The sequence below is a fragment of the Paenibacillus sp. FSL H8-0457 genome (assembly GCF_038051935.1).
Classification (GTDB): domain Bacteria; phylum Bacillota; class Bacilli; order Paenibacillales; family Paenibacillaceae; genus Paenibacillus_AQ; species Paenibacillus_AQ lautus_A.
This window is the reverse complement of record NZ_CP150293.1, coordinates 1,356,047-1,380,681: the sequence shown is the minus strand read 5'-3', so window position 1 is coordinate 1,380,681 and position 24,635 is coordinate 1,356,047. Positions and strand designations below refer to the sequence as shown.

At 54.3% G+C, this 24,635-nt stretch carries 19 protein-coding genes; 3 read left to right on the top strand and 16 right to left on the bottom strand.

Features of this window, described 5'->3' with window-relative positions; genetic code table 11:
- Positions 1–35: 35 nt before the first annotated feature.
- From MHI43_RS05925 to MHI43_RS05890, 8 genes are all read right to left on the bottom strand, one after another.
- Positions 36–1,742 carry a trehalase family glycosidase gene (locus MHI43_RS05925; RefSeq protein ID WP_012819314.1) on the bottom strand — a complete coding sequence of 569 codons (1,707 nt, stop codon included), beginning with the start codon at positions 1,740–1,742 and terminating at the stop codon, positions 36–38.
- Positions 1,743–2,021: 279 nt separating this feature from the next.
- Complete coding sequence (locus MHI43_RS05920; protein WP_235201749.1) at positions 2,022–2,720, bottom strand: DUF308 domain-containing protein; 699 nt, start codon at positions 2,718–2,720, stop codon at positions 2,022–2,024.
- Positions 2,707–3,306, bottom strand: a complete 600-nt coding sequence (locus tag MHI43_RS05915) for a TetR/AcrR family transcriptional regulator (protein WP_036662222.1) — start codon at positions 3,304–3,306, stop codon at positions 2,707–2,709. Before MHI43_RS05915 ends, MHI43_RS05920 begins: the two co-directional genes overlap by 14 nt.
- Positions 3,307–3,477: 171 nt before the next feature.
- Positions 3,478–3,675 (bottom strand): hypothetical protein, encoded by a 198-nt coding sequence (locus MHI43_RS05910; RefSeq protein ID WP_009594397.1) that lies wholly within the window; start codon positions 3,673–3,675, stop codon positions 3,478–3,480.
- Between the two features lie 20 nt (positions 3,676–3,695).
- On the bottom strand, positions 3,696–4,904 hold the full coding sequence (locus MHI43_RS05905; RefSeq protein WP_036662221.1) for a hypothetical protein: 1,209 nt from the start codon (positions 4,902–4,904) through the stop codon (positions 3,696–3,698).
- The gene (locus MHI43_RS05900; protein ID WP_036662220.1) at positions 4,901–5,368 is read right to left on the bottom strand and encodes an RNA polymerase sigma factor; all 468 of its coding nucleotides are present in this window, start codon (positions 5,366–5,368) and stop codon (positions 4,901–4,903) included. The genes MHI43_RS05905 and MHI43_RS05900 overlap by 4 nt, the downstream gene beginning before the upstream one ends.
- A 519-nt stretch (positions 5,369–5,887) precedes the next feature.
- Positions 5,888–6,844, bottom strand: a complete 957-nt coding sequence (locus MHI43_RS05895; RefSeq protein WP_036662219.1) for an NAD-dependent epimerase/dehydratase family protein — start codon at positions 6,842–6,844, stop codon at positions 5,888–5,890.
- 122 nt (positions 6,845–6,966) lie between these two features.
- Positions 6,967–7,485: a TetR/AcrR family transcriptional regulator gene (locus MHI43_RS05890; protein WP_036662218.1), complete on the bottom strand. Its 519-nt coding sequence runs from the start codon at positions 7,483–7,485 to the stop codon at positions 6,967–6,969.
- Positions 7,486–7,731: 246 nt separating this feature from the next.
- On the opposite strand from MHI43_RS05890, the gene MHI43_RS05885 reads away from it, so the two are divergent.
- The gene (locus MHI43_RS05885) at positions 7,732–8,202 is read left to right on the top strand and encodes a DinB family protein (RefSeq protein WP_036662217.1); all 471 of its coding nucleotides are present in this window, start codon (positions 7,732–7,734) and stop codon (positions 8,200–8,202) included.
- Between the two features lie 120 nt (positions 8,203–8,322).
- Here the strand turns inward: MHI43_RS05885 and MHI43_RS05880 are convergent, their stop codons facing one another.
- The 7 genes from MHI43_RS05880 to MHI43_RS05850 all read right to left on the bottom strand — a co-directional run bounded on the left by MHI43_RS05880 (position 8,323) and on the right by MHI43_RS05850 (position 18,630).
- Complete coding sequence (locus MHI43_RS05880; RefSeq protein ID WP_009594362.1) at positions 8,323–9,054, bottom strand: nucleoside phosphorylase; 732 nt, start codon at positions 9,052–9,054, stop codon at positions 8,323–8,325.
- 1 nt (position 9,055) lies between these two features.
- Complete coding sequence (locus tag MHI43_RS05875) at positions 9,056–9,730, bottom strand: sulfite oxidase-like oxidoreductase (protein ID WP_012819305.1); 675 nt, start codon at positions 9,728–9,730, stop codon at positions 9,056–9,058.
- Positions 9,731–9,821: 91 nt separating this feature from the next.
- Positions 9,822–10,745 (bottom strand): ABC transporter permease, encoded by a 924-nt coding sequence (locus MHI43_RS05870; protein WP_036662216.1) that lies wholly within the window; start codon positions 10,743–10,745, stop codon positions 9,822–9,824.
- Positions 10,729–11,796, bottom strand: coding sequence for an ABC transporter permease (locus MHI43_RS05865; protein ID WP_036662215.1), 1,068 nt, complete (start codon positions 11,794–11,796; stop codon positions 10,729–10,731). Before MHI43_RS05865 ends, MHI43_RS05870 begins: the two co-directional genes overlap by 17 nt.
- Positions 11,796–13,289 carry an ABC transporter ATP-binding protein gene (locus MHI43_RS05860; RefSeq protein ID WP_036662214.1) on the bottom strand — a complete coding sequence of 498 codons (1,494 nt, stop codon included), beginning with the start codon at positions 13,287–13,289 and terminating at the stop codon, positions 11,796–11,798. Before MHI43_RS05860 ends, MHI43_RS05865 begins: the two co-directional genes overlap by 1 nt.
- Positions 13,290–13,358: 69 nt before the next feature.
- Positions 13,359–14,396, bottom strand: a complete 1,038-nt coding sequence (locus tag MHI43_RS05855; protein ID WP_009594391.1) for a BMP family protein — start codon at positions 14,394–14,396, stop codon at positions 13,359–13,361.
- A 391-nt stretch (positions 14,397–14,787) separates the two neighbouring features.
- Complete coding sequence (locus tag MHI43_RS05850) at positions 14,788–18,630, bottom strand: S-layer homology domain-containing protein (protein WP_012819301.1); 3,843 nt, start codon at positions 18,628–18,630, stop codon at positions 14,788–14,790.
- Positions 18,631–18,854: 224 nt separating this feature from the next.
- Between MHI43_RS05850 and MHI43_RS05845 the strand changes: the two genes are divergently transcribed.
- Entirely contained in the window at positions 18,855–21,443 is a 2,589-nt protein-coding gene (locus MHI43_RS05845) for a LuxR C-terminal-related transcriptional regulator (RefSeq protein ID WP_341283283.1), read from the top strand.
- An 89-nt stretch (positions 21,444–21,532) separates the two neighbouring features.
- Here MHI43_RS05845 and MHI43_RS05840 read toward each other — a convergent pair whose 3' ends face one another.
- Positions 21,533–22,885, bottom strand: a complete 1,353-nt coding sequence (locus tag MHI43_RS05840; protein WP_012819299.1) for an MATE family efflux transporter — start codon at positions 22,883–22,885, stop codon at positions 21,533–21,535.
- Positions 22,886–23,282: 397 nt separating this feature from the next.
- Between MHI43_RS05840 and MHI43_RS05835 the strand changes: the two genes are divergently transcribed.
- On the top strand, positions 23,283–24,557 hold the full coding sequence (locus MHI43_RS05835; protein WP_036662212.1) for a chitinase: 1,275 nt from the start codon (positions 23,283–23,285) through the stop codon (positions 24,555–24,557).
- Positions 24,558–24,635 lie beyond the last annotated feature (78 nt).

Genomic DNA, 24,635 nt, shown 5'->3' with positions numbered 1-24,635 from the left:
TCAAAAGCCCGGGAAGAAGTGTCATTCCGTGACAGTTATAACGTGTATTCATGTCCCAAAATCAAAAATACGCTGGAGGTCCAGGTGAACGCCCGATCGCGCAGCCCGGCTCCGGTCAGGGCATCAAAATTCTCGGCCATGCCGCTGAGACTGACCATTCGGCAGTACCGCTGCGCAATCTCCATGGCCAGCTCCTTATCGCCGGCCGCCGCCACCCCTTCGACCAGCAGCATCGTGGAAGGAGCCCAGATCGGTCCGCGCCAATATCCGTCCGGCTTATAGTATGGGCTGCTTACGCTTTCGGTCGCCCAGCCGTTGCTCGTCAGAAATCGGCTTTCATCCCGAAGCCCTTCCAGCAGAGCCGTGCGGATATACTCGGGAAGGCGTTTACCCAGCAGGATAGGAACGAACAGCAGCAGGCTGTCCCCTTCGGACGGCTCATGCGTTCCCGAACGGCAGGCCGTAAACCGGCCGTCCTTCCAGAAGTGCCGAATCATGCGGTCCAGCGTATCGTCCGCTCTCCGTCTCCATCCGGCCGACTCCTCCGACAGGCCCAGCAAACCCGCGATTTCGGCCAGCGTCTCCATCTGGATAATCAGATAAGCGGCAAGGTCGGGACTCTCGACGGGAATGCCGTTATTGAACGCCGTGCTGTTGTCCCAGCCCGAGTCGTTGCCGTGGTTATACTGGGGAATGCCGTCGCCGTCATGATCCCGGTGCGTGAACCACCACTGCGTCCATTTCGCTAGAGGGCCATAGACCTCGCGCAGCTGGGCCTCCTTGATGTAATCCGTCCGACGCATCATCCAGGCCAGCGTCCAGCCGTGAATCGGCGGTTTGTTGCAATTCCAAAGCTCGTATTTATCGTTCACGAAGTCCGGGATCAGGCCGCTCTCATCCTGCCGGTCAAAAAAGATCATGAGCTGGTCCCAAGCCAGCTCCGGCTGATGCCGCACGAGAGCCATCGCGTTAAAGCAGTTATCCCAGCTCCAGATGTTGGTCATCCAATTCTTGGACATATACATGGCCGGGCGGGTCAGGCAGCCTTCGGCGGGAACCACGCAGGACCAGGTAATATAGGCGGCGAGCTCCCTTGCTTCCTGCCACTGCTCAGAAACGGCAAGGGTGCTGTTCAGCCATCTGGCGTAATCCTCGCGAGCGCTTACAACCGCATCGTCGAAGGACTCCCATTCGCCGCGCGGCTTCAAGACGGTCATGAACTCTTCGACCGCAAATTCGGCCACATTGTGTGCAGGATCCACGAAGAAATCGGCGGTCACCCGCGAGCTCTTGATCTCGTTCCATTCAACCTCCATGCCCATCTGGCCCGCAAGCCGGGTCAGCATGAAGCGGCAGCCATGCGTGAAGCTGTTCACCTCCCAGCTGTCCGGATGGGTCTCATAGGCGTAATCATACGCGGCGGGGAAAAAGGTAAGCCGGATGCCGCAGCCTTCCGAGCGGAATCGCACGGTCCGGGAGTCCGATATGCAAATATCCGCATGGCCTAACGAATCGGATGCCGTTAGCCTGATGTTGTCGGGTGATGCAATAGGTTCAAACGGAACCGGCTCGTTCTGCCGGTTTAGCAGTTCTATCAGAAACGCCTCGCCAAACTTGTCATCCCCTCCGCGGACGGTTCGCAGGTAAAGACCTTGTCTGCGATCCTTGGCCGCTGGCAGGAGGGATATCGCCAAGAAGGACTCTCTTCGGCTGAAAGGTACGATATTCAGATCAAAATTCATAGGACATCTCCTTCGCTGAGGTATCGCTTTCATTGTAAAACTTCCCAAGGAAGGAGAGGACTGACGGATGTCTTGCCGATAGAGGGATATTGTTCGGGGCACGCTTGCTTTAGCGAGGGAGGTGTCATTTTGTTCGATATGAGGGGATACAAATGTGCGGGCGAATGTCTGGGGTGACCGCAGCCGATGACGGTCATCCCGGTCGGAGGGAACGGATTCAATCTCCGTCCGGGATCGTCCGTTTATCGGACCAGTCAGCCCTCATGATTGCTATGCCTGTTATGGCTTCTGCCCGTGCTGACGCCAATATTGTCTTTTTCCGTCATCGCGCACGGTAATGCCCAGCTTCGATAGTTCACCGCGCAGATCAGCCGCGTCCTCTCGATCCTCGTTCTCGATGGCCTTCTCCCGTGCCAGGAAGAGCGCGTTCATGCTAGGCGTCAGTTCCGGCGAATCGGCAACCCATCTGACGTAATGATCGGCGAACGGATCGCGGTCTTTCCAGGAGTAACCGTGCCGCTTGAAGGCTTCGGCCACCGTTTCCCGCTTGGCTTCGGGTTTCTCGCGATAGAGCTCCTCCCCTTCCTTGCCCAGGAGGACCAGCTGCTTGCCGTCCATAAAGGCAGCGGAAACTTCTTCTCTCGTAAAGGTTTGTTCAGCTTCATGAACGCGGAGTGTAATCTCCTTGTCCGACAGGCGAACCGCAAGGCTTTCTTTAATGGCTAAGTGAGAGAGCACCGTACCAGCAAGCAGTCCCACAACAGCGGTTACGATAACAACCCATGGGCCCTGGATCGATGCGATCAACTCCAAGGGTCCTTGAAATGGAACCCAAGCCAGGCCCGTGGCCCAATCCGCAATCGCAGGCAGAAACCAGCCGACCACCGCGCCTAATAAAGGCGGCACCGCCCATACCAGCATCCGGTCTGCCCATGATAATCCGAGATCACTGTATTCCCTCTCGTTATTCAATGGCATCCGCTCCTTTCCTGAGAACGCTGTTCACCGCTTCTTTCCAGACCGCTTGATAGTCCAGTGGAATCTCCATCAGGATATAACTCGTGATATTATCGATGACCAGAGCCAGAACATAGGCCTTGGAATCCGCATGCTGACGATCGACGAGCCCGAAGTCGACCCCCAGCTTCATGAATTCCCGAAAGCCGTCCAGGAACGATTGCTGCATAGCAGCTACCCGCTGGCCGTAATTGGCATTCCGGTTTGCGGTCAGCATGAACTCGTTCAATAGGCGCATCACCGGCACGAAGGCTTCTTCCTCCTCGGGAAACATGCGCAGCCCGCCCTGGTACAGCTGCTCTGCAAAGTTAAACTCATTTAGCCCGGTCAGGGAGAAATAATGATCGAAATGATAATCGCTGAACATGTATTCAAAGATCCGCTCCACCAGTTCATCCTTGGACGCAAAGTGATAGTAAATCGACGGTTTCGTAATGCCCACTTCGCCGGCAATCATCGCCAGGCTGGTCTTCTCGATGCCATGTGTCGCAAACAATCCGATGGCAGCCTCGACGATTTGCTGCGAGGTTAAATCCTTCTTTTTCACGCTGTCACCCGCCCCCTTTTTTACCTACCGATAGGTAGAATTTTAAGATGGATGACGAAGGATGTCAATGTTTTTTAACTACCGGTAGGCAAAAAAAACTAAAAATCGCCGATGCTTATCGCATCGACGATTCATAAGAATTAGGATTTGTAGCTTAACCGGCTCAACCGATTAAAGCATTCTTCTTCCCATCATGATGATGGTTTCAAGCAGCGCCTTCCACTTTCCTTCGACCGTGCGTGCGGTCTTTGCGGCGTGGGCCGCTGCATTGCGTTTCGAGCGCAATTTCGTTGCCATCCGGCATCGTTCCAGTTCCTGACGGAGATCGCGAACATGCTGTTTGGCAATATCTTCATTATTGATATTCATGTTTCATTCCTCATTTCTTTTTATAGCGACAACATTCCGACATTACCAATACCTGCAAGCTCTTCTTCCGTCCCCTTCACTATAATACTTCCATTGTTTGCTCGAAGGTAAGGGTACAAAATGCCTTTAATTCTTTTTTCCCCTACAACGACTTCGCCGAAGAGATCCAGGGAGGACATCGAAGCCTTAATATCTTCCTCGGTGACGTCATCGTCAAAGGTCAGCGTCCCGTCAACAATGAAGCTCGCCGGGTGGCCCAAAGCCGCAAGCTGATCCCTCGACCAGGTCTCCTCGCCGCTGATGAACACAAACAGCCGCTCATAACTTACGATTTCCGTATTCAGGTTGGGGCAGCGCTCCCAGACCAGATCTTCGATCTCTTCGCCGCAAATGATGAACGAAGTGGACTGTATCTCCGACACGGCCTGGCTGAAGGCGTCCCGGGTCACGTCCGCCTCGAGAATGAGCGGCTTATTCGTGTAGAGCTTATGGCCTTTAAATCGACGCACGCTTCTTGCGTTTAGCCGTAACGGTTTGGTTACATACTCGAATCCTGCCGGGATCACCTCGACCAAGCCGTTAATCTTTTTCAATTTATCGTAGAAATAAGGGGATTGATGTTCATGGATAATCGCCTTGCCGTTGACTTGGATCTTTTCAATCCGGGCCGAAAACTGCTCCATATCCAGCTCCTTATCCAGATGAACCATGCCGTTCAAGACCAGCTCCATAGGCTCGCTGCTGGAAGCCAGATATGCATTGTTCAACTGCACTTTCCCGGTCTCGAACCGGGGTTCGTATTCGTAAGCGTGAATCTCCGCGCTGGCGCCTCCCACTTTGAGGAATGCAGAGGTAACGGCAGCGGCCAGATGCCGTGGAGCATAGACCTCGCCGTTAACCACCAGGTGCAGCGTGCCGCTCTGGAATGCTTCAAGGGATACTCCTTTATCGATGATGACCGTGCCGTTAACGAATACGCGGTCCGGCTGCTCCAAGAGCTGAAAATATTCCTCGTTCAGCCGCAGCGTGCCGCTGTAATAACGGTGTCCCTCGGGGATTTCAATCGTCTTGCCGATATTGCCTGTGTTTTTCAACAGCGTGAGGAGGTGTGCCGTCTCTGCTCGGTATATTACGAGACCTACGTTTCCGATCCGTTCGATGCTTGTTACGGTTTCCTCCGTTGCCTGCGTAAGATCCAACATCCCTACATTCTCGATGATTCTGCTCATTTCATATCTTCCTCCCATAGTTTTCTCAATTTTTTGATGGCGGTTTGCAATTTGTAACGAACCGTGGCTGCCGGCATACCCAGCTGGTCGCCGATTTCCTGGCTGGACATCCCGAGCCAAAAGCGCTTAAACACGATATCGCTCTGCGATTGCGGCAAACGGGCGAGCCATTCCGTCATTTCTATATTGCGGCTTGAAACGGGGAGCTCGGCGAAGACCAGATCATCCTCCCACGATACGAGCCGCTTCTCCCGGCGGCTAATATCGATCATGCGATTTTTGACGACTCTGAAGAACCAGGCCTTTTGCTTGTGAAGGGGCAGCGCTGCCAGGTTCGGCTCCTTGATGGCTTTCATAAAGGCATCCTGGACCAGATCATCCGCTTCGTAAGCATGCTTGGCGATGGATCTGGCATAACGCTGGACATCGTCCTTCAGGTTTTCATAGAGATCACATACTTGCATTAGCCAACCTCTCACTTTTCGTTTTGTCTTTTCTGTTAATATAACGTTTGGGAAAAAGAAACTGATGGATATTCTCAAAATTATTTTTCAACCAATCAAAAACACGCCGACCGTCTTCGCGGTCAGCGTGTTAACGAACATTAATCCCACATGGAGAACAGCACCAGCAGTACGGCTACTGCGCCCAGCAAGAGCGAGTGCCTGGAAAACCATATCGAACGCATCTCTTCCTTCATGCTTGCATCCTCCTTCTATTTTCATTCAGCCGCTAACAACTCCTCTTCCCTGATGCCTTAATCCCACCAGCTAAGCATGCACACCAGCATAACAGCCGCAAAGAAACCGTCCATAAACTTGAGCTGAAGTTTAGCCATATTGGATTCACCTCCTTCGAGGAGACAACAACTCGAGAGAGAAACCCTCGACTTATTATTGATTGATCAATTACTAATATCCAAAAAATAATCCCTTCGCATATCATGATATCGCTGCTGCGCCACTCTTTATGGCTTCCGCTGCTCATGCGCGTTTTTTCATTAAACTCCTCATAGTCGCCGCAATCGCCTGCTCATGAGGCGTCCATTGAATCGGACCGATCAGGCGCTCGTATTTCTCGCCGCTCAGCACCAAAGGCTCCTCGGTCAAATACAGCATCTCAACCACCTCTTTCATCACCGGATTGAATAACCCGATCAGGGAGAGCCCGATTCGTCCGAGCGGCATTACCGCCTTGCGCTTTCCGGCAGCCTGCTGCGCAATCCGCACCAGCTCATGGCCTGAAATCACGCCCGGTCCGGGGATATGCCAGTTCTGCCCGTAGGACTCCTCTCTCTCGGCAATCTCTACGATCATGCGGGCGGCATCCGGCAAATAGACGTATTCTCGGGGAACGCTCATGTTGCCGATGAAGGCGGTTGGCTTCCCGGCAGCAATGGCTTCCATCGTGACGGATAAATAGGATGCCTGCGCAGAAGGGCCATAGTAGTCGGGCAGTCTTACGATAAGAGGGTTTGCTTTATGCCAGCGCGACGAGAAGATCAGCTGCTCGTAGGCCAATCTTATTTTGCCCTTACGGGTATGCGGTTTTTTGGGGTGATCCTCCGTTGCCTTTTCCATTAAGCGTCTGCCATACGGATAAATTCCATCTACCACCACAACCCTGGTCCCCAGCTTCTCCGCAGCCGTCATGACCGATTCACCCAGCGGCAGCAGCCTGGATTCCATCTCGTGGTAAGGCATGTTCGCACTGTGAAAAATAACATCGGCCCCTTCCGCGGCTCTTCGGATATCCTCCGGTTTAAAGGCATCTCCCGTTTCCAGCGTAAGCAGAGGAGAATAGTCCAACCGCTCAGCCAGCTCATTCAGCTTCTTAACGGAACGGCCGAAGGCTACCGTTTGAATTCCGCGCTTCACCAGTTCCGCCGTCAATGGGGCCCCTACGCCGCCTGTTGCACCCAAAACAATCGCTTTTTTCATCGTTAATCTCTCCTCACATTAAAATAATTGATTGATCAATCACAATTGATTAAAAAAGAAATGCCCTTTCTCCACCGCGCACAACCTGATGCAGTACGCGGTGCGGCACATCGACGCGCGCCTTATCTTTTGGGCATCATATTCGGCATATCCATCGCCATGGCTACATTGCACAGCATCCCCCGGGCCAGAAAATCGGAGGTTTTCTTGTCGGCATCCTCGAATCCCGCTTTCACGAAAGCATTCTGGACCAGGTCCTTCACCTCGTTCATTCCCTGCTGCATCGCTTCGCGGATGGGCGCTTCCTGGATCGTCTGCGCCTGCATCTGCAGCAAGATTTCGCTGCGATGGGATTGCACGATCCCTTCGTACGCCCGGATCAGGCCCGTCTCCAGTTCCTCCGGAGCAGCGGAATCGATGACCCCCTGAAATGCCTGCACGATGCGCTTCCAGGAGACCGTCAGCGATTCCACGAGCAGCGATTCCTTGGTAAAGAACCGATAGACGTAAGGCTGGGATATCGCTGCCCGTTCGGCAACCTGAGCCGTGGTCGCGCGATAGTATCCGATCTCTGCAAACACTTCGATTGCTGCTGCCACGATTTCATTTCGCCGATTCGCAGAAGTTGAAGCTCTAGCCATTCAACCAACCTCCTCTCACTCGTTTTAATTTATTATTGATTGACCAATCGCTAATTGAACTCAGTATATACGGTCCATTTTCCTTTTGCAACTGTTTTCTTCCAAAATTATTGAATTCAACACCTGGGATAGCTTGAGCATAGGGGAGGAATCCGCTATTTCTTATCGAATTGTGTTTATGAACCGCAAATAAGACGGGAGCCTATTCCAAGACTTTATCCTGTAATCGATCAAGGAGGATCAACCATGAGTCATGAAGGTCAACAGCAATTCGAACGATGGCATAGACACCGTACGGTCTTGCTTCAGCTGCTGCAGGACGTACAGAGCGAGCATTTGGATTATAAACCGTGGGATCATGCCTATACCTTGGGCGGATTAGCTGTTCATATTGCGGCAGCCTCGGATATGTTCCTGCGTTCCATCCAAAATGGCTCGTTTACTCCACCCTCGATTTCCACCCAATTCGAGACCATCGATGACATTCGAAATATCGTGCAAGCGTCGACCGAATCGACTACGACCCTTTTTGCCGAATTGTCCGACAGCCAGCTTGAGCAGCCGCTGGACTTCAATGGGTTCACAGCGCCCGGCAAAGTGTGGTTAAACAATATGGTCGACCATGAAATCCACCATAAAGGGCAGTTGTTTACTTACGTGCGGGCAGTCGGAATCGAGAAGGTTCCCTTCTTCACGCTTCAGCCGGCAAAGCAGTAGAAACAAGACACGGCTGGATTGCCGCTTTAAGTTATCAAAGGAATTACCTCTTACTCAAAATAGAAAGCCGGATTTCCTGCAGCTTATGCTGAGGTAAATCCGGCTTTCTTCTATCCCTGGTTAGCCTTGCTTCGCCAGCTTCACCACGGCCTGCAAAGCGGTGTTAATCTCGCGCTCCACCGCGTCGGCAACCACGTTTGTGTTCGGATCGTACTCGGCCGCAAGGTCGGCGTCGGCAAAGCCGTCCATGGCCACAATCGCGCCGGCGCGAACGCCGCGGATCGCCGCAACGACGTACAGCGCCGCAATTTCCATCTCGACGCCGAGCGCGCCCGCCGCTTTATATTTCTGGTGCGGCACTTCCTCGACTCCGTTAAAGAACACGTCCAGCGTGACGGTTATGCCCTTGCGCACAACGCCTTCGCCGATCGCGAGCGCGGATTCGTACAACGCCTCCGCCACCTGGCTGTCCGCAACCGCCGGAAAACCGTCCGGTACCAGCTGCTTCGTCAGACCGTCCGTACGGATCGCCGCGGTGCTGACCACAAGGCTCCCCGCAGGGGTGTCCGCCCGATAAGACCCGGCGGTGCCCACGCGAATCAAGGTCTTCGCCCCCGCGCGGATCAGCTCCTCGAAGCAAACGGCCGCTCCCGGGCAGCCGACGCCATGGCTGGTTACCGCCAGTTCAACGCCTTCATACGTCCCCACGAAAGTGCGGTACTCGCGGCTGAACGCCAGCTCGCGCGCATTTTCGAGCTTACGGGATATCGTCTCCGCGCGTTTCGGATCGCCGCAGACGATCACAAATTCAGGTATATCCTCTGAGTTCACTTGCAAAATAGGCATCAACATATTAGTCAAACTCCTTACGTGTCCATTCGTCTTCGGGTATATCCAGCGCCTCGCCGCTAAACCGCTCTTCCTTGAACGGGTCCGCTTCGTTGTGGAAGCCGTTGCGTTCCCAGAAGCCCGGGCGGTCTTCCTTCATAAACTCGATGCCGCGCAGCCATTTGGCGCTCTTCCAGAAATAGCGGTGCGGCACGACCGTGCGCAGCGGCCAGCCGTGCTTGTCCGTCAGCGGCTCGCCGTTGAAACGATAGGCCAGCAGCACATCGTCACGGAGCAAATCCTCGATCGGCACATTCGTGTCATAATCGGGATCGGCATGAAACATGACGTATTTGGCATCCGGCTTGATTTTCAAGCCCGCCAGGAAATCCCGGAACAGGATGCCCTCCCATACCGTATCGAACTTGGACCAGCGCGTAACGCAGTGAATGTCGGTGTTCACGGTTACCGTTGGCAGCGCCAAAATATCTTCATACGTAAAGGTCCGTTCCTCTTCCACTTCGCCGAAAACCCTGAGGGTCCATTCCGACATGTCGTAATGGGGAACCTCCCCTTCATGCAAAATCGGGAACTTCTCGGTCAGCGTCTGCCCCGGCGGCAGCTTGGCCCGCTGCTCTTCGGTCAGGTTGCCCACCGCCACCGGCTTCATTTTCTTCAAACGTTCTGCTTTTTTATGCACCAAGTTCATCTCCTTTACGCTTGATCGCTTTCGTATCCGCTTATCGACGGGATGACTTCATTTACAGGTTGTCGCGTAGCGGACTACGCGCTTATCTGGAGCTGGATCCCTGCTTCAGCGCGTCCTGCTGGAAGCTTTTATCCTTAAAGAAGAACATCGCCAGAATCGTTACGACATAAGGCAGCATCTGCGTAAAATGCGTAGGCAGCGCCAGCCCCTGGAACCGGATGCTGAGTGCATCCATAAAGCCGAACAGCAGGCTTGCCGCCGTCACCCCAAGCGGACCCGATTGGCCCAGCATCGTGGCGACGAGCGCGATAAAGCCGCGGCCGGCCGTCATGCCTTCCGTAAACATCGTCACCTGTCCAAGCGACAGCTGCGCGCCTGCAAGCGCACATAACACGCCGCTCGCGAGTACGGCTCCATACTGATACCGTCTTACACGAATGCCCACGCTTTTGGCAGCGAGCGGATTCTCGCCGGCAGCCAGAAAACGGAAGCCGTTCTTCGTGCGATAGAAATAATACCACATGAGGCCCGCAATCAAAAACGACAGATACACAAGCGGCGTCAGGCCCGCCAAAATGGGACCGATCACCGGAATATCCTCGATAATCGGAATGTTCCATTTCGGCAGCCCGACCATCGTATTATCATAAAAAGCACCTTTCACATCAAAAATAGCCCGCAAGCTGAATGTGGTCAATCCTGCCGCCAGCGCATTCATCGCGATACCGACCACGATGACGTTGGCCTGCAGATTAATGCTGAGGTAAGCAAAGATAAAGGAAAAGACCGACACGATCGCAATCGCGAACAAAATCGCGTAAAACACGTTGCCGAAAAAGTGGTTCCCCACCACGGCTGAGAAAGCCCCCAGCAGCATAAAGCCTTCCAAACCGACGTTGAACAATCCGACGCGCGAACACAGGGCACCGCCGAGAGCCGCAAGCAGGATCGGAGTGAGCACGCGGAGGGCCGAGTTGATTAAAGCAAGGTCAAACAGCTGTTCCATCGGATTTGTTCCCCTTTCTGCGCTTCAGGAAGCTGTATGTGAATCGGGCGGAGATAAACAGAATCAGCACGGCTTGGATGATCGCTCCTACCTCAAGTGGCACTTCCGTATTCCGTTCCACGCCCATGCCGCCCGTCTGAAGCGCGGCCAAGAAAATCGATGCAATCAGCGTGCCGATCGGATGCGACCCTGCCAACAAGGCAGCCATGATGCCCGTCCAGGCATAGTCGGCCGTAGATAACGCACCATCGATATAACGATACTGGGAGCCCAGAATTTCAACGGCCCCGCCAAGTCCGGCCAAGCCGCCGCTGAAGAACATCGCGCCAAGCATCATCGGTCCGCGCTTAACCCCGCCGAACAGGGCAAACAGCGGATTGCCGCCTAGCATCCGTACTTCGTAGCCGATCACGGAGCGCTTCAACAAGACGAATATAATCAACGCGGCCAGCACCGCGAGCACAAAGCCGACATGCAGCGGCATGCCGGAGATCAGCTTCGGCAGCCAGACGCTGTTATCGAGCATTTCGGATTGCGCCATCGCGGCCGAACCCGAGCGATCCTTCAGCGGATAGGCGACCAGATAACCCGCAAACAATACGGCCACATAGTTCAGAAGCAGCGTGGAGATCAGCAGGTTCACCCGGAACCGGGCATCAAAATATCCGGCCATTACCGACCATAATCCCCCTGCGACAACGCCGGCAAGAATCGCAACGACGCACACCAGCCAGCCCGGACCCGGCATATACAATCCGACCAACGCGGCGGAAAGCGCGCCAAACACCATTTGTCCTTCCGCGCCAAGGTTAAAGAAGCCTGCACGGAAGGCAAACGCCGCACCCAGACCGATCAGAATGATCGGGGTCGCGCGGGACAGCGTATTCGTAAAGAAATACATCCCGCCGAAGGCACCCTTCCACATCTCCGCGTAGGTCTGCAGGATATCGCCGCCGGCAATCATGATCGCGATGGCTCCGGCAAGCAGCCCCACGATGATTGCGGCAATCGGCTGAAGCAGCGGAAGCGTAAATTTAGTCCATTTGTTCATTACAGAGTTCCTCCCGCCATCAGCAGTCCCAATTTCTCTTCTGTCGCTTCCTTCGCCGACAGTTCGCCCGCGATCCGGCCTTCATACATGATCAGAACACGGTCGGACAGCTTCAAGATTTCCGTTAATTCCGACGATACCAGCAAAATACCCGTGCCCTCTTCGCGCCGCTTGAGCAGTTCGCCATGAATCGTCTCCATGGCACCGATATCGACGCCGCGCGTCGGTTCCGCCGCGATCAGGAACGGAGTTCCCTGCTCCAGTTCCCGTGCCACGATCAGCTTCTGCAGATTGCCGCCGGACAAATACTGCGTGCTGGTCTCCAGAGAGCCCGTCTTGATGGAGAATTTCTGAACCCATCCGGATACAAGCGAACGAATGTCCTTGAGTTTGAGGAAGCCGCCCTGCTGCAAGCGACGTTGGTGCCCCATAAGCCCGGTATCCATCACGGTAGCCGTTCTATTGGCACCCCATACGTAGCGATCCTCCGGAATATGGGCTAACCCGTGCTCCCGTATTTCTCTTGTCGACATGCCGGTTACGTCCTTGCCCGACACGGCAATCCGGCCGCTGTCCGGCTGAGCCAGGCCCGAGATCACTTGAAGCAGCTCGGATTGCCCGTTGCCTGAAATACCGGCAATCCCGACAACCTCGCCGGCCCGTACTTCCAGGTTTACGCCGTCCAGAACCGGCTTGCCTTTCGTTCCGCGGATCGAGACGTCCGATACTTCCAGCACCTTCTCGCCCGGCGTGATCGGCTTGCGGTCCAGTTCCATCAGCTCGCGGCCGACCATGAGACGGGAGAGCTGGTGGGCATCGGTGTTCCCCTTCTCCACCACGCCCGTGACGGCACCGTCACGGAGCACCGTAATGCGATCGGCCACGTCAAGGACCTCGTTCAGCTTATGACTAATCAGGATAAAGCTTTTTCCCTGTTTGGAGAGCTGTTTAATGGCATCCAGGAGCTCCTGCACCTCGAGCGGCGTCAGCACGCCCGTCGGCTCATCCAGAATGATGATTTCGGCTCCCTGATACAGCACCTTCAATATTTCAACCCGCTGCTGCACGCCGGGGGCGCTGCTGCTTACGGTGGCGCGCGGGTCCACCTTCATGCCATATTTTTCGCAGAGTCCTTCAACGATCTTCACGGCTTGCTTGCGGTCAAACCCGGCACCTGAGCCCGGCTCATTGCCGATCACGATATTCTCGGCGATCGTAAACGTAGGAAACAGCATGAAGTGCTGATGCACCATGCCGATTCCGCCTTGAATCGCGTCAAGCGGGCTTGCAAACGAAACTTCCTTGCCATTCAGCCGAATCGTACCCGAGGTTGGCTGCTCCATCCCGTACAATATCCGCATCAGCGTCGTTTTGCCTGCACCGTTTTCCCCGACTATCGCATGAACCTCACCCGCGCGCAGCGAAAAATCAATGCCGCGGTTTGCGCTGAACTCGCCATACTTCTTCGTAATATTGTCCATCTGGAGTAGCATCGAGTCATGCCTTCCTTTCGTTTCTGAATGAAAGACCGACTGCCCATGTGCAGCCGGTCCAGGTAAGAACTAATTTTGTTCCAATGCGTTCGTTACTTTAATCTTTCCGGCGATGATATCGTCGGAAATCACCTTAAGCTGATCCACGATGTCTTGTCCAATGAATGGGTTAAGCGGCGTTTTACTCTCATGCGTAACGTAAGTGAGACCTACGGCGCCTTCTTTCAGGCCGTAGTCACGAATATCGAAAGTATAGTTGCCCTCTGCAAAATCCTTCACCGTTTCGTATACGACAGCGTCGGTACCTTTCAACTGCGCAAGCACCACATGCTCAGGCTCGGTATTGTCCGTATCTTGTCCGGAAGTGTAGAAGCCCTTCTCTTTCGCTGCTTCGAACACGCCCAGATCGCCAACGGCGGACATGCCGGCTACGAAATCCGCGCCCTTGGAGTTCTGCAGAAGCGCAAGCTCCTTCGCTTTTGCCGGATCGTCGAATCCGCCTACGAAGTTAACGAAAATTTCGATGTTCGGATTGACCGATTTCGCGCCTTCCTCAAAGCCGGTCATATATTTATGCATAATCGGAATGTCGTTGGCCACAACGTTGCCGACCTTGTTCGTTTTCGTTGCCAATCCTGCAGCCGCCCCCAGAAGATAAGCAGCCTCATGCTCGCGGAATCCGACGCTGCGGACGTTCGGCAAATCCACGACCGTGTCAATAATCGCAAACGGCACGTCCGGATTCTCCGGTGCAACCTTCTTCAATGCATCCTCCATCTGGAAGGTGGATGTGATGATCAGATCATACTTCTCGGCAACCGCCGTGCGGAGGTTCTGCTCGATCGAAGCAGGGTCTGTCGATTCAATCGTTTTGACTTCAACGTTGAAATCGGCAGCAGCCTTTTGCAATCCTTCGTCCATCAAGGCAAAGAATGGATTCACGCCGATCTTCTCAGGAAGAACTAGTGCAATGCGTTTCTTATCTTGAGATCCTTCGGAACCGCCATTAGCTGCACCACTGTCAGTAGACTTATCATCGTTGCCGCAACCTGCAAGCAATCCAACGGATAATACGAGTGTTAATAGAATTGACCATGTCTTTTTCATTTCCTGACCTTATCCTCCTAAGTGAGCACTTTTTATACTATTATCCTATGGTATAGACAAGCAGATGTCAAAACAAAAATTTTAGCGTTTTATGTAGTTTAATGTGTTTTTTAGCAAAAATTTGGTGGAAAACTGCGTATATCACAGAACATTACCTTGTCAAAATGTCGATAATGTTCGGGAATTGCCAACATTTGATCAAACGCTTCCGGCATGGATCCGGGATGAAAACGCATTATTTTCAAATTCCTGGCATCACGCAAACCTGGATTCTCTCTATCTATATAAAAAAGGATGCCGTTCGGCATCCTCGCTCTGCATGATTTCTATTTAGATGAAGCAACATACGAAATGTTGAATTCTTCGACTCCAGCCTGCTTCCACCGCCGATTCAATCGATCAGCTCTGAACCTTTCAATAATCGCTGCAGCATGACCGCTGCTTCGCCGCGGGATAACTTCTGGAGCGGCTTAAGCCCTGCGCCCGACCCCAGGACAATTCCTTGCTTCACAAGGGCGGCCGCAGCCGGTGTGGCCCAGTCGGACAGGTCTTCACGGTCCTGGTAAGGGGAGAGGATGGCTGCCGCTTCCATCTCATTCACTGCGCTCGTTATTCCCGCCAGCTCCATCACTCTCGCCATAACCGCTATGGCCTCTTGACGCGTAATGCCTTGGGCCGGCCTGAATTGGCCGTCCTCATACCCCTGAAGAAGCCCATACTGCACAGCTTGCGTTATGACGCCGTTATGCCAGTCCTCTGCGTCGACATCCCGGAAAGCAGGAACTCCGTCCTTCACCTCATCCAAACCGAGCGCCCTCACGATCATGGCGGCAAACTCGGCACGGCTCACTTGGACATTCGGCGCGTAATGAATCGCCCCGGGCTGATTCGCATTTGTGTCTGTCCCACCTTCGGCAAGTCCGGTTCCGTTCAGAATCATCCGCGAAGCAAGATCGTTCACCGCATCCTTGGACCAGTGGAACGATACATCAGCAACTCGCACTTGATAAGATATAAAAGCAATCGTACCTGCTGATAAGGAATGCAGAATCGCCTCGCTGCTTCCGTCCTCCTTCAGCTCGAAGCGCGTCGGGATCGGGTGGAAGCTGCCGTTCCGATCCAGCAAGACAGCCGTTGTCATGCGGCCCGGCATTCCCTGCGGCCAAATGATTCGCTGCTTCATATATTGCGGGAATGGATCTAACTGCAGTGCCGTGTCCTGAGCTTTAGCCGTGATATCAAACTCGATAGGCAAGCCGATAAGCGTAATGCCGGATTGCAATGCGGCCTTCTTAACGGCCTCTACCTTGGCAGCGTCGCTGGCAGCCATCGTCAGGGTTACCGAAATTTGATCCGCGGCCGGCAAGTCCATGCTTCCTGGCGCCCTCCAGCGCGATGATGCCATCACGGCCGCTGGAACGTGGAAATGACCAAGCGCCGATCGGATTTCAATGGCGCCCTGCTTGGCGTTAAGCAGGTCAAGAGCAGCTCCGCTGGTTTCCAGGGAGACCTGATCCGCGGGCCGTGCCAACGCGATGACGATTACCGGATTGTAGTCCACTGTCTCTAAACGGGCTTCCAGCTTAGCCGTATCCAATTTCATCGATACGACGGTATGTCCATTGGCCTCATGGAACAAACCTGTAACCATCCCTTCCTGAGATTCATCGTTTATCGTAACTTTGACGTCTACTCTATTCGAAGGTGCGGCATTGCCTGATGGGCCCGGTATAGCCGATCCTTGGCCGGAACCTCCTGGCGACGAACCTTCCGGTTCTTCAGGCGTTCCGCCACCGCCTCCGGATGAAGCTCTAATTACCGTCGTTCTGTATTTCATGTGCTGGCCGTCAGGCGCCGTCACCACGACCTCGATGGCCTGGCTGCCTACGGCGACGGGGAAGGACGGGCTCTCCTGGCCGGAGAGGAGAGCCATCGGCCCCCATACCAAATTTCCGGCCTCGCCGTACACGCTGGCCGTTACCGACGACCTCGCATCATATACCTGTGCCGTTATCGTGAGGCGGTCCGTATCGCTGGCGATCTGCGCTTTGTAATCATAGTGATCTCTGGCGAACACAGGGCTCAGCGCTACTTCTCCGCTCGACGATCGCAGCGCCAATGCTTGCAAATCAGTGTCGTAGGCCGGAGCCTCATGTTCCCTGACCGTAAAGCTCCAAGCATCCGCCCCCTGAATGCCGGCAAAGCCGGTACCCGAATGGTTACCGATAAAAGCACCCGGCTCGATCTCGACGTAATAGGCTGCTCCCGCATCAAAATCATTCAGCGGATCTATGCTCGCCGCGTTCCCGAGAATCGTGACGCTCCCTGCATCGACGGTCTCGACGACGCGATGATCCGAGGCCAGCCTAATCGCAATCGATTTACCGGACATCGCCGTCACTTCTTCATTAAAGACAACCTGCAAGGTTACATCTTTTTCCACGCCGACAGACTGGTGGGATGGCGTGTAAGATACGGCCTTAAGCTCGGTCGGTGCCTGGATCGCCTTCCATTGGGCATACAGCGTGACGTCCTGCGTACCGAATATAAGCTTGCCACCGGCAGGATAATCGATTCCGCTTCCGTCGGCCTCCGTATTCCAGCCGTCGAAGACATGTCCATCCTTGCCCAGCTGCCCCGTATTGCCCGCCACGACCGCTTCGTCGCCTCTGGCAAACAAACCGCTGCTTACCGGAACATTCCCTGCGGTGTGTCCGTTGCCGTCATAGGTTAACGAGTAGATTTGCGGCCATAGGGTTGTCACCTTCAGCATGCGGTATGCGCTTTTCCTGCCTACGGCATCTTTGACCATGACGTTAAAATAATGATCCGTTCCTGCGGCAAGCCCGTTCACCACCATCCCGGTGTGATCCGCCGCGTAGTTTTCGAGGGGCTTCCCGTTCCTCTCCATTTGGCTGACGTCCCCGATATTCGGGCTGCCGGACGAATATAACAAATACTGCAATTCGTGCTGCTCCGTCATATTGTCCGAGGCTTTCGGCCATTCCAATGCAACGGAGTCTGACGTGATGCTGTGCGGATTCAGGCTACCGCTGCCCGTATCCGGAGACGTCGTATCCAGCACGGCTTTGGTCAGGGTAGGTATTCCCCTCGTATTGTTGTACGTCCCGTCTCCGATCTGTCCTCCGGAGTTATAGCCCCATCCCCAGACGGTCCCATCCTTTTTCATGGCCACGCTATGAAAGCCGCCGGCGGAAATTTCGCGTACATGCTCGATCCCCGGCACAGGGACCGGAATGAGGCTGGAAGCATTCGAGTTTAGGCCCAGCTGCTGTTGACTGTTATCTCCCCAGCTCCATACGTTTCCTGCCCGGTCCACTGCAAGGCTGTGATAACCTCCACCCGCAACGGCAACGATATGCTGCAGGTTTCGAACCTGCACGGGTCTCGTCCGGTGCGTTCTCGTACCGTCGCCAAGCGTACCGTACGTATTGTTTCCCCATGCCCACACGGTGCCGTCTTGTTTAATGGCCAAACTATGGGAACCGCCGGCGGCGATCGCCATGACGTCCGTCAGCCCGGCAACCTGTACCGGAACGTGCCGGTCCGTCGTTGTCCCGTCTCCAAGCTCCCCGCTTCCGTTCACGCCCCAGGCCCATACGGTGCCGTCCGATTTTAAGGCAAGACTGTAGTATCCTCCAGCCGCAATCGCCGTCACATCGCTTAGACCGGCCACCAGAACCGGGGAGTTTTGTTGTATCGTCGTTCCATTTCCCAGCTCGCCGTTGTCATTCTTCCCCCAAGTCCAAACGGTGCCGTTCTCTGAAAGCGCCATGCCGTGATAGGCCAATCCGCCCGATATTGCCTTGATCCCGCTCAGACCCGGAACTTGCGCGGGCGCGTTCACATTCGTTATCGTTCCAATCCCTAACTGTCCGTTCTCGTTTGCCCCCCAGGTCCATACCGTTCCATCCTGCCTTAGCGCCATCGAACTGCGGACGCCGGAGTGAATGTCAATGACATGGTTCAAATTCTTCGCCATGACCGGAGTCGTCCGGGTATTCCAGGTGCCGTCACCCAGTTGCCCCCTGTCTCCGTATCCCCATGAGTAAACTTCACCGCTGCTTACGAGCGAAGCGGTATGATAGTACCCGGCTACAATCTTTGGTGCAACGGCCGCAGCCGCAAAGGCTTGGCGATATCCCAATAACCCATCCAGCTGCAGCAGCAGCAAAGCCGCACACAGCAGGATTTTTCCTGAACGCCTTAGCATAATCTCCTCCTTCGTTTCATCAGCGTAATGATAGCTGCGGCCTGGTTAGGACCGCGGCACCAAGGATGCTATCAAATTTATGGGAGGGAAACGATTGACAAACGTTAACTTTTCATCTTTTTTTTCATATAATCTAGTTATCGCGACTCAATTTCCGTAAAATAACGTTTCGTATATTGCGAGGGTATCCTATGAAACTACTGACCGACTCACCCATTTTGAAAATGAAAATAAGCCTTCCCGGTCTGAAGGAGCATCTGATTCGCCGGGACCGGCTGCTGCAGGATATGGCAGCAGGCCATAAGGGTCAGCTGACAACCATCATCGCGCCTGCCGGATACGGCAAGTCGACGCTGCTCGCCCAATGGGCTCATGAGACCGACGAACGAAGCGCCTGGGTTTCGCTGGACGAACGGGATAACGATCCCGTCCGCTTTTGGAGATACGTGGCGGCCTCGCTGGCCTCGATTCTTCCCGAGGCGCAAGGAGCTCGTCTCATGCACCATACGCAGCTGCTGCCAAGCGCCTCGATCGAAACCTTTCTGGATACGCTGATCAGTGAATTATACGAGGATTCCGAGCCCCTCAATCTCATTCTTGAGGACCTGCACAGTATTCACTCTTCAACCATCCATGGAGGGATTTCCTACTTGATCGACTACCTCCCCGAACATATTCATCTTCTCATCTCGTCCCGGACCGAGCTTCCATTCCCCACGATCAAGGGCGTGGTAAACCATGAGGTCCATCTTATCGGCATGAAGCAGTTGGAATTTACCTATGAGGAGACGGAGCGTTTGTTCCGCCATGCGTCAAACGGTGGCCATTCCAATCTGACCTCGATGGAGCTCGATACGTTACGGAACCAAACGGAAGGCTGGGTTACCGGGCTCCAGCTTGCCGTGATTACCATGCGAACCGGCAGCGGACTGGAAGGATTCGTGGATGATATGAAGGGGAATCCGCTCCTCGTATCCAAATATCTGTTTCAGGAAGTCGTAAGCAAGCTGTCACCCGACGTGTTCTCCTTTTTGCTCCAGACCGCCGTCCTTTCAGAGCTGCATCCGCAGGTTTGCGATGCCGTAACGGATCTCAGCGACAGCCGTCCGATGCTGGAGGAGCTGCAGAAGCTGAATCTGTTTCTGGTTCCGCTGGACGAACACCAAACCTTCTTTCGTTATCATCATTTATTCTCGCAGTTTCTGCTCGACCTGCTACAGCGCGAGTTTGACGGGGAATATACCAAGCGCCATCGGCTCGCCGGGCAGTATTATGCCTCCGTCGGCTCCATGGATGAAGCGATTGACCATATGTTGGCAGCGCAGGACTTCGGGCATGCCGTGAACTTGCTCGAGCAGCATATGCAATCCGTGCTCGAACTTGGAGAGATTGCCACCTTGCTGAAATGGTTTGACCGCATCCACCCCAGCTATCCGATGACACCCGAAATGTCGCTGGCGCATGCTTTTGTCTTGGTACTTACAGGAGATCTCGAACGTTCCGAGCGCATGCTGATCCTTATTGAGGAAGCCTGCGCTGCGCTAGAATCATCGGAACGAAGGGAGCAGCTTATGAGTTCCATCCTGTTCGTGCGGTCCAATCTTGTTTTTCTGAACGGTGACTTCGGCAAATGGTTCGCCTTCAGCGAAGGCATCCTCGACAACCTGATGCCCGACAATCCGATGTACTACCAGTTCGATTACAATCGGCGGGAGCCTTATGTCAGGCGTACCTCGCTCGGCATGAAGGGAACTCTCTCCGCCGATACGGAAAGAATCGCGCATCTGTTTACCGGTGTGCTGGAATCCCACGGGTGGGCGCATTCGCTCATGAACTTATATGTTAAACAATCCTTGTGCGAGGGATATTATGAATGGAACCGGCTGGCGGAAAGCCGGCAGCTGCTGGTGCAGATCCGTAATGCGCCGCCCGCCAAAGAAACGATGGGGCTGTTCGTGCCGCTGCATATCACCGAAGCCAGGCTGTTCGCTGCCGAGGGCAAATTCCATCTAGCCCATTATGCTTTGGATGAAGCGTGCTCCGCTGCGCTTGCCAGGAAATCGAGCCTTTGGCTCGCCCCGTTAAAGGCCGTCAGAAGCTTGATCTATATCCGGGAAGGGCGCATAGCCGAAGCACGGAAGGAAGTGGCCGAGCTCCCCGTTTCCGTCAAGGACAAGCCCGCCTATAGCCGGGAAACGGAATACCTGGCGTTGGTCCGCATGTTAGGCAGACAGCGCAGGGAAACCGAGGCGCTGCGCCTCCTGGAGCTGTTGAAACCTCAGGCGGAGCGCGAACAGCAGCGATCCAGCATCATTGAAATCACAAGCCTGCAGGCGCTGCTGGAACATCAGCGCGGCCAGCGGCAGCAGTCGCTTCATCTTCTTGGCGAAGCCTTGCGTGTCGGGGCACAGAACGGTTATGTCCGCACCTTCCTCGACGAAGGGGAGGACATGTGCCAGCTGCTGCAGCTGTATTCGAGCCGACTCGGACAGGAAGACGGCTTAAGCCTGGAGGAGCTTCGGACGCTTGAATATGCACGCACGCTCGTGAAGCGTTTCCCGGGTTATTCCGAAGCGGATATTTCTTCCGCCGAGACACCCCAGCAAACTCTTCCCGAACGGCTGAATCGGAACGAAATGAATTTGCTGCATCTGATTCGCCAGGGCGCCGCGAATAAACAGATGGCCGCAGCACTCGGCCTGTCTGAAGGAACGATCCGGGTGTATTTGTCCAGACTGTACGGTAAGCTCGGCGTGACGACACGCACGCAGGCTCTGGTTAAAGCCCAGTCGCTGAACCTGCTGGAGGATTAATTGGATAACCCTACAAAAGAACCCCGGGACACGCGTTCCCGAGGTTTTTTTTACGCTATGGATTTACCTTATCATACCCGTCCGCACCATCATGAGCTGAAGGATCGGATCCATTTGAACCGGTTCACCTTCACGATCGCCACAAAACACTTCAGAATTTGATCCGATTTCAGGCAGATGAACACGGCAAGCGGCGATAAATGGAACACAAAAGCGCATAAGGCGGATGAGGGCAGCACGATCAGCCACATAAATATCAAATCGTTGTACAGCACAAAGCGGGTGTCTCCGCCGCTCCGCACGATGCCCGTTAAAGCCGGCATCTGGTAGGCCGTTCCGACCACGGTGATCGACAGCACCGTCATGAAATGCAGGGCAAGCGTTTTGGCCTCATCGGATATCGAATAGAAGCCCAGCACGAAATCCTTGATCACAAACAGCACGGCCCCCGTCAATAAACCGAGCAGGATATACAGAATCTGCAACGTTTTGGCATACGATATGATTTTATCCATCATGCCCTCGCCGATGGTCTTCCCGATCAGCACGGCCGTTGCGCTGGCGGAAGCGTACACGATGACCGTCACCATCTGGAAAATCGTTGTGGCAATGCTGTTGGCGGCGATCGCGGATTCCCCCATATGCCCCAGGATGGCGGTTTGTGCCGCCATGGCAAGCCCCCATATCGTATTGGACATCAGAATCGGGGAGCCTACGCGAATGTACTGCTTGAAGAGCTCCATATCGAACTTCAGGAAATCCTGCAACTTTAACAGGATCTTGCGATCGAACCGCTTAACATACACGATGACGATCACGCATTCAATAATCCTCGCCGTCAGGGTAGCGATAGCCGATCCGGACACGCCCAGCTCCGGAAAGCCCATATACCCGTAGATCAGGATGTAGTTCAAGCAGATGTTGATAACCAAGGTGGACAGCGATACCACGAAGCCGATTTTCACCGTTTCCACGCTTCTTAAGGAAGCCAGCAAGGAGCTGGTGACGGCAAAGAAGATATAAGAAAAGCAGATGATGCGCAAATATTCCACGCCGGCAGCTATGACATTCTCTTCCTTGGTAAACAAGGACAATACCTCGTGCGGGAAAAAGAACACGATGACCCATAACACGATGCTGAGAAGGATGGCCATGCGCATGCCGATGCTTGCCGCTTTTTTGATCAAGCCTAAATCCTTGGCTCCCCAGAATCTGGACGACATGATGACCAAGCCTTCGCATACGCCCAGAACCAGCATGTGCAGCAGGAATTGGATCTGGTTCGCCAGCGCGACGCCCGACAGCGCCGATTCGCTGTATCCTCCCAGCATGACGTTGTCCGACAAATTCACGCCGACCGATATCAGGTTCTGCATCCCGATCACAAGCGTCAGCCAGAAAAAACTTTTGTAGAATCCTTTTTCCCGAACAAATAAACTCATGTCAGCTAACCTTCTTCGACTATAAGATGATGAATCTCTAATATATACGAAATTATGCAAATGAACAGAACCAAATGAAGTTGAAACATCCTTCCTGCCGTATAGTAGATTCATAGAATCAAAAACATAATAACATTATAATGTTTTACGGTAAAAAACTAGTCGTCTGGTTGCACTACATTACGAAAGCCGGTTATCGAACTTCGACGGCATCCTGGAGGATTCCGCAGCAAATCCCCTGCCCCTTGTCTCATCTCTCCCCGCTTGATCGCCCTAAAGGTCATGTAACATGCTTAATTTGCGTTATGCCGTGGGATTTCCTGACTATGTACAAAAGGACATGCCGTATATATGATGGCAATGTAATTCCATCCCAACGATATAGAGGAGAATGTGTATGACCGTGTGGAAATATCCGTTATCCCGCAACATGGTTCAGCGCAGCATGATTGCAGCCCTCAGCGCTGCCCTCCTTATGACCCCGCTTCAAGCCCTTGCTGCCGATGAGGCGCCCCAAGCCGAGGCATCGCCAATGAAAACGCCGTCCAGCATCCCGACCGACACCACGGCTTTCCCACAATTCACGGGGAATCCAGCCGATTCCCTGGCGATTGGGGAGCACCGTTTGATCAGCCGCAAGGAGATCGACCGGCACTGGGACGGCCTTGATCCGGATTACACGCCGGAAAAGTCGATCGAAGCGGTTAAAGCGCTGCTGTCGGAGGAAGACTTCGAGGCTTTATTTCCTTACAGGCTAGGTTCGGCCGCATGGTTTAACGTCGCCAAGGGCAAAGAATACTATAAAGCCGATCAGACGGACTATTTCTCTTACGACAACCTGATTCACGCGGTGGCCGAGGTGTCCAATCTGAAGATCAAGATCCGCACGCGGCAAGGAGCCCCTTCCGCCCAAGAGATTTACCGATTGGACAAAGATGCCCGGGTCGAAACACTCGTCGTGCGTTCGGCGGATTTCCATTCGGCCGAGAACCTTAACCAAGCGATTGAAACCGTTATCATTGACGGCGGCACCTTTCTCAAGGAAGGGTTCAAGAAGGACCGCAAGCGCGAACTGGCCGCCTTCCTGGCCAATCTCTCCCACGAAACCGGCGGGGGCTGGGCTGCCGCTCCCGGCGGTCCGCTTCGCTGGGGATTGTTCTGGAACGAAAACATCGCCGGCCGGACAGGGGTCAACATGGATACCTTCGTTGATCCGGCAAGCGCAGAGCTGTATCCCGGATCGCCGGACAAGCGCTATTATGGGCGGGGACCGATCATGCTCAGCTGGAACTTCAACTACGGACTCTTCAGCTCCATTATCTATGGGGATAAAAGCGTGCTGCTGGACCATCCCGAGATCGTTGCCGCCGACGGCAAGATCGGCTACATGACCGCCATCCTCTTCTGGATGACGCCGCAGGACCCGAAACCTTCCGCCCATGACGTGATGGTCGGCAGATGGAAGCCTTCCCCGCTCGAGAAGTTCAGGGGACTGGGCAGTCCCGGCTTCGGCACAACGGTGATGGTCTTGAACGGCCTGGAAGCGAACCTCGGGGAAACCGAGGGCAGTCCCGTGCAGCGGCGCGCCGGGCATTACCGCGATATCACGGGCCGTATGGGCGTCGATATTACCGGAGAGAAGGTCGATACATTAGGGATGAAACCGTTCTGATGCGGAACCCGCCTGAAGCTCGGATCCATCACGTTTGATGGATCATGCAAAATCGCCCTTGGCGGATGGATGGCTTGC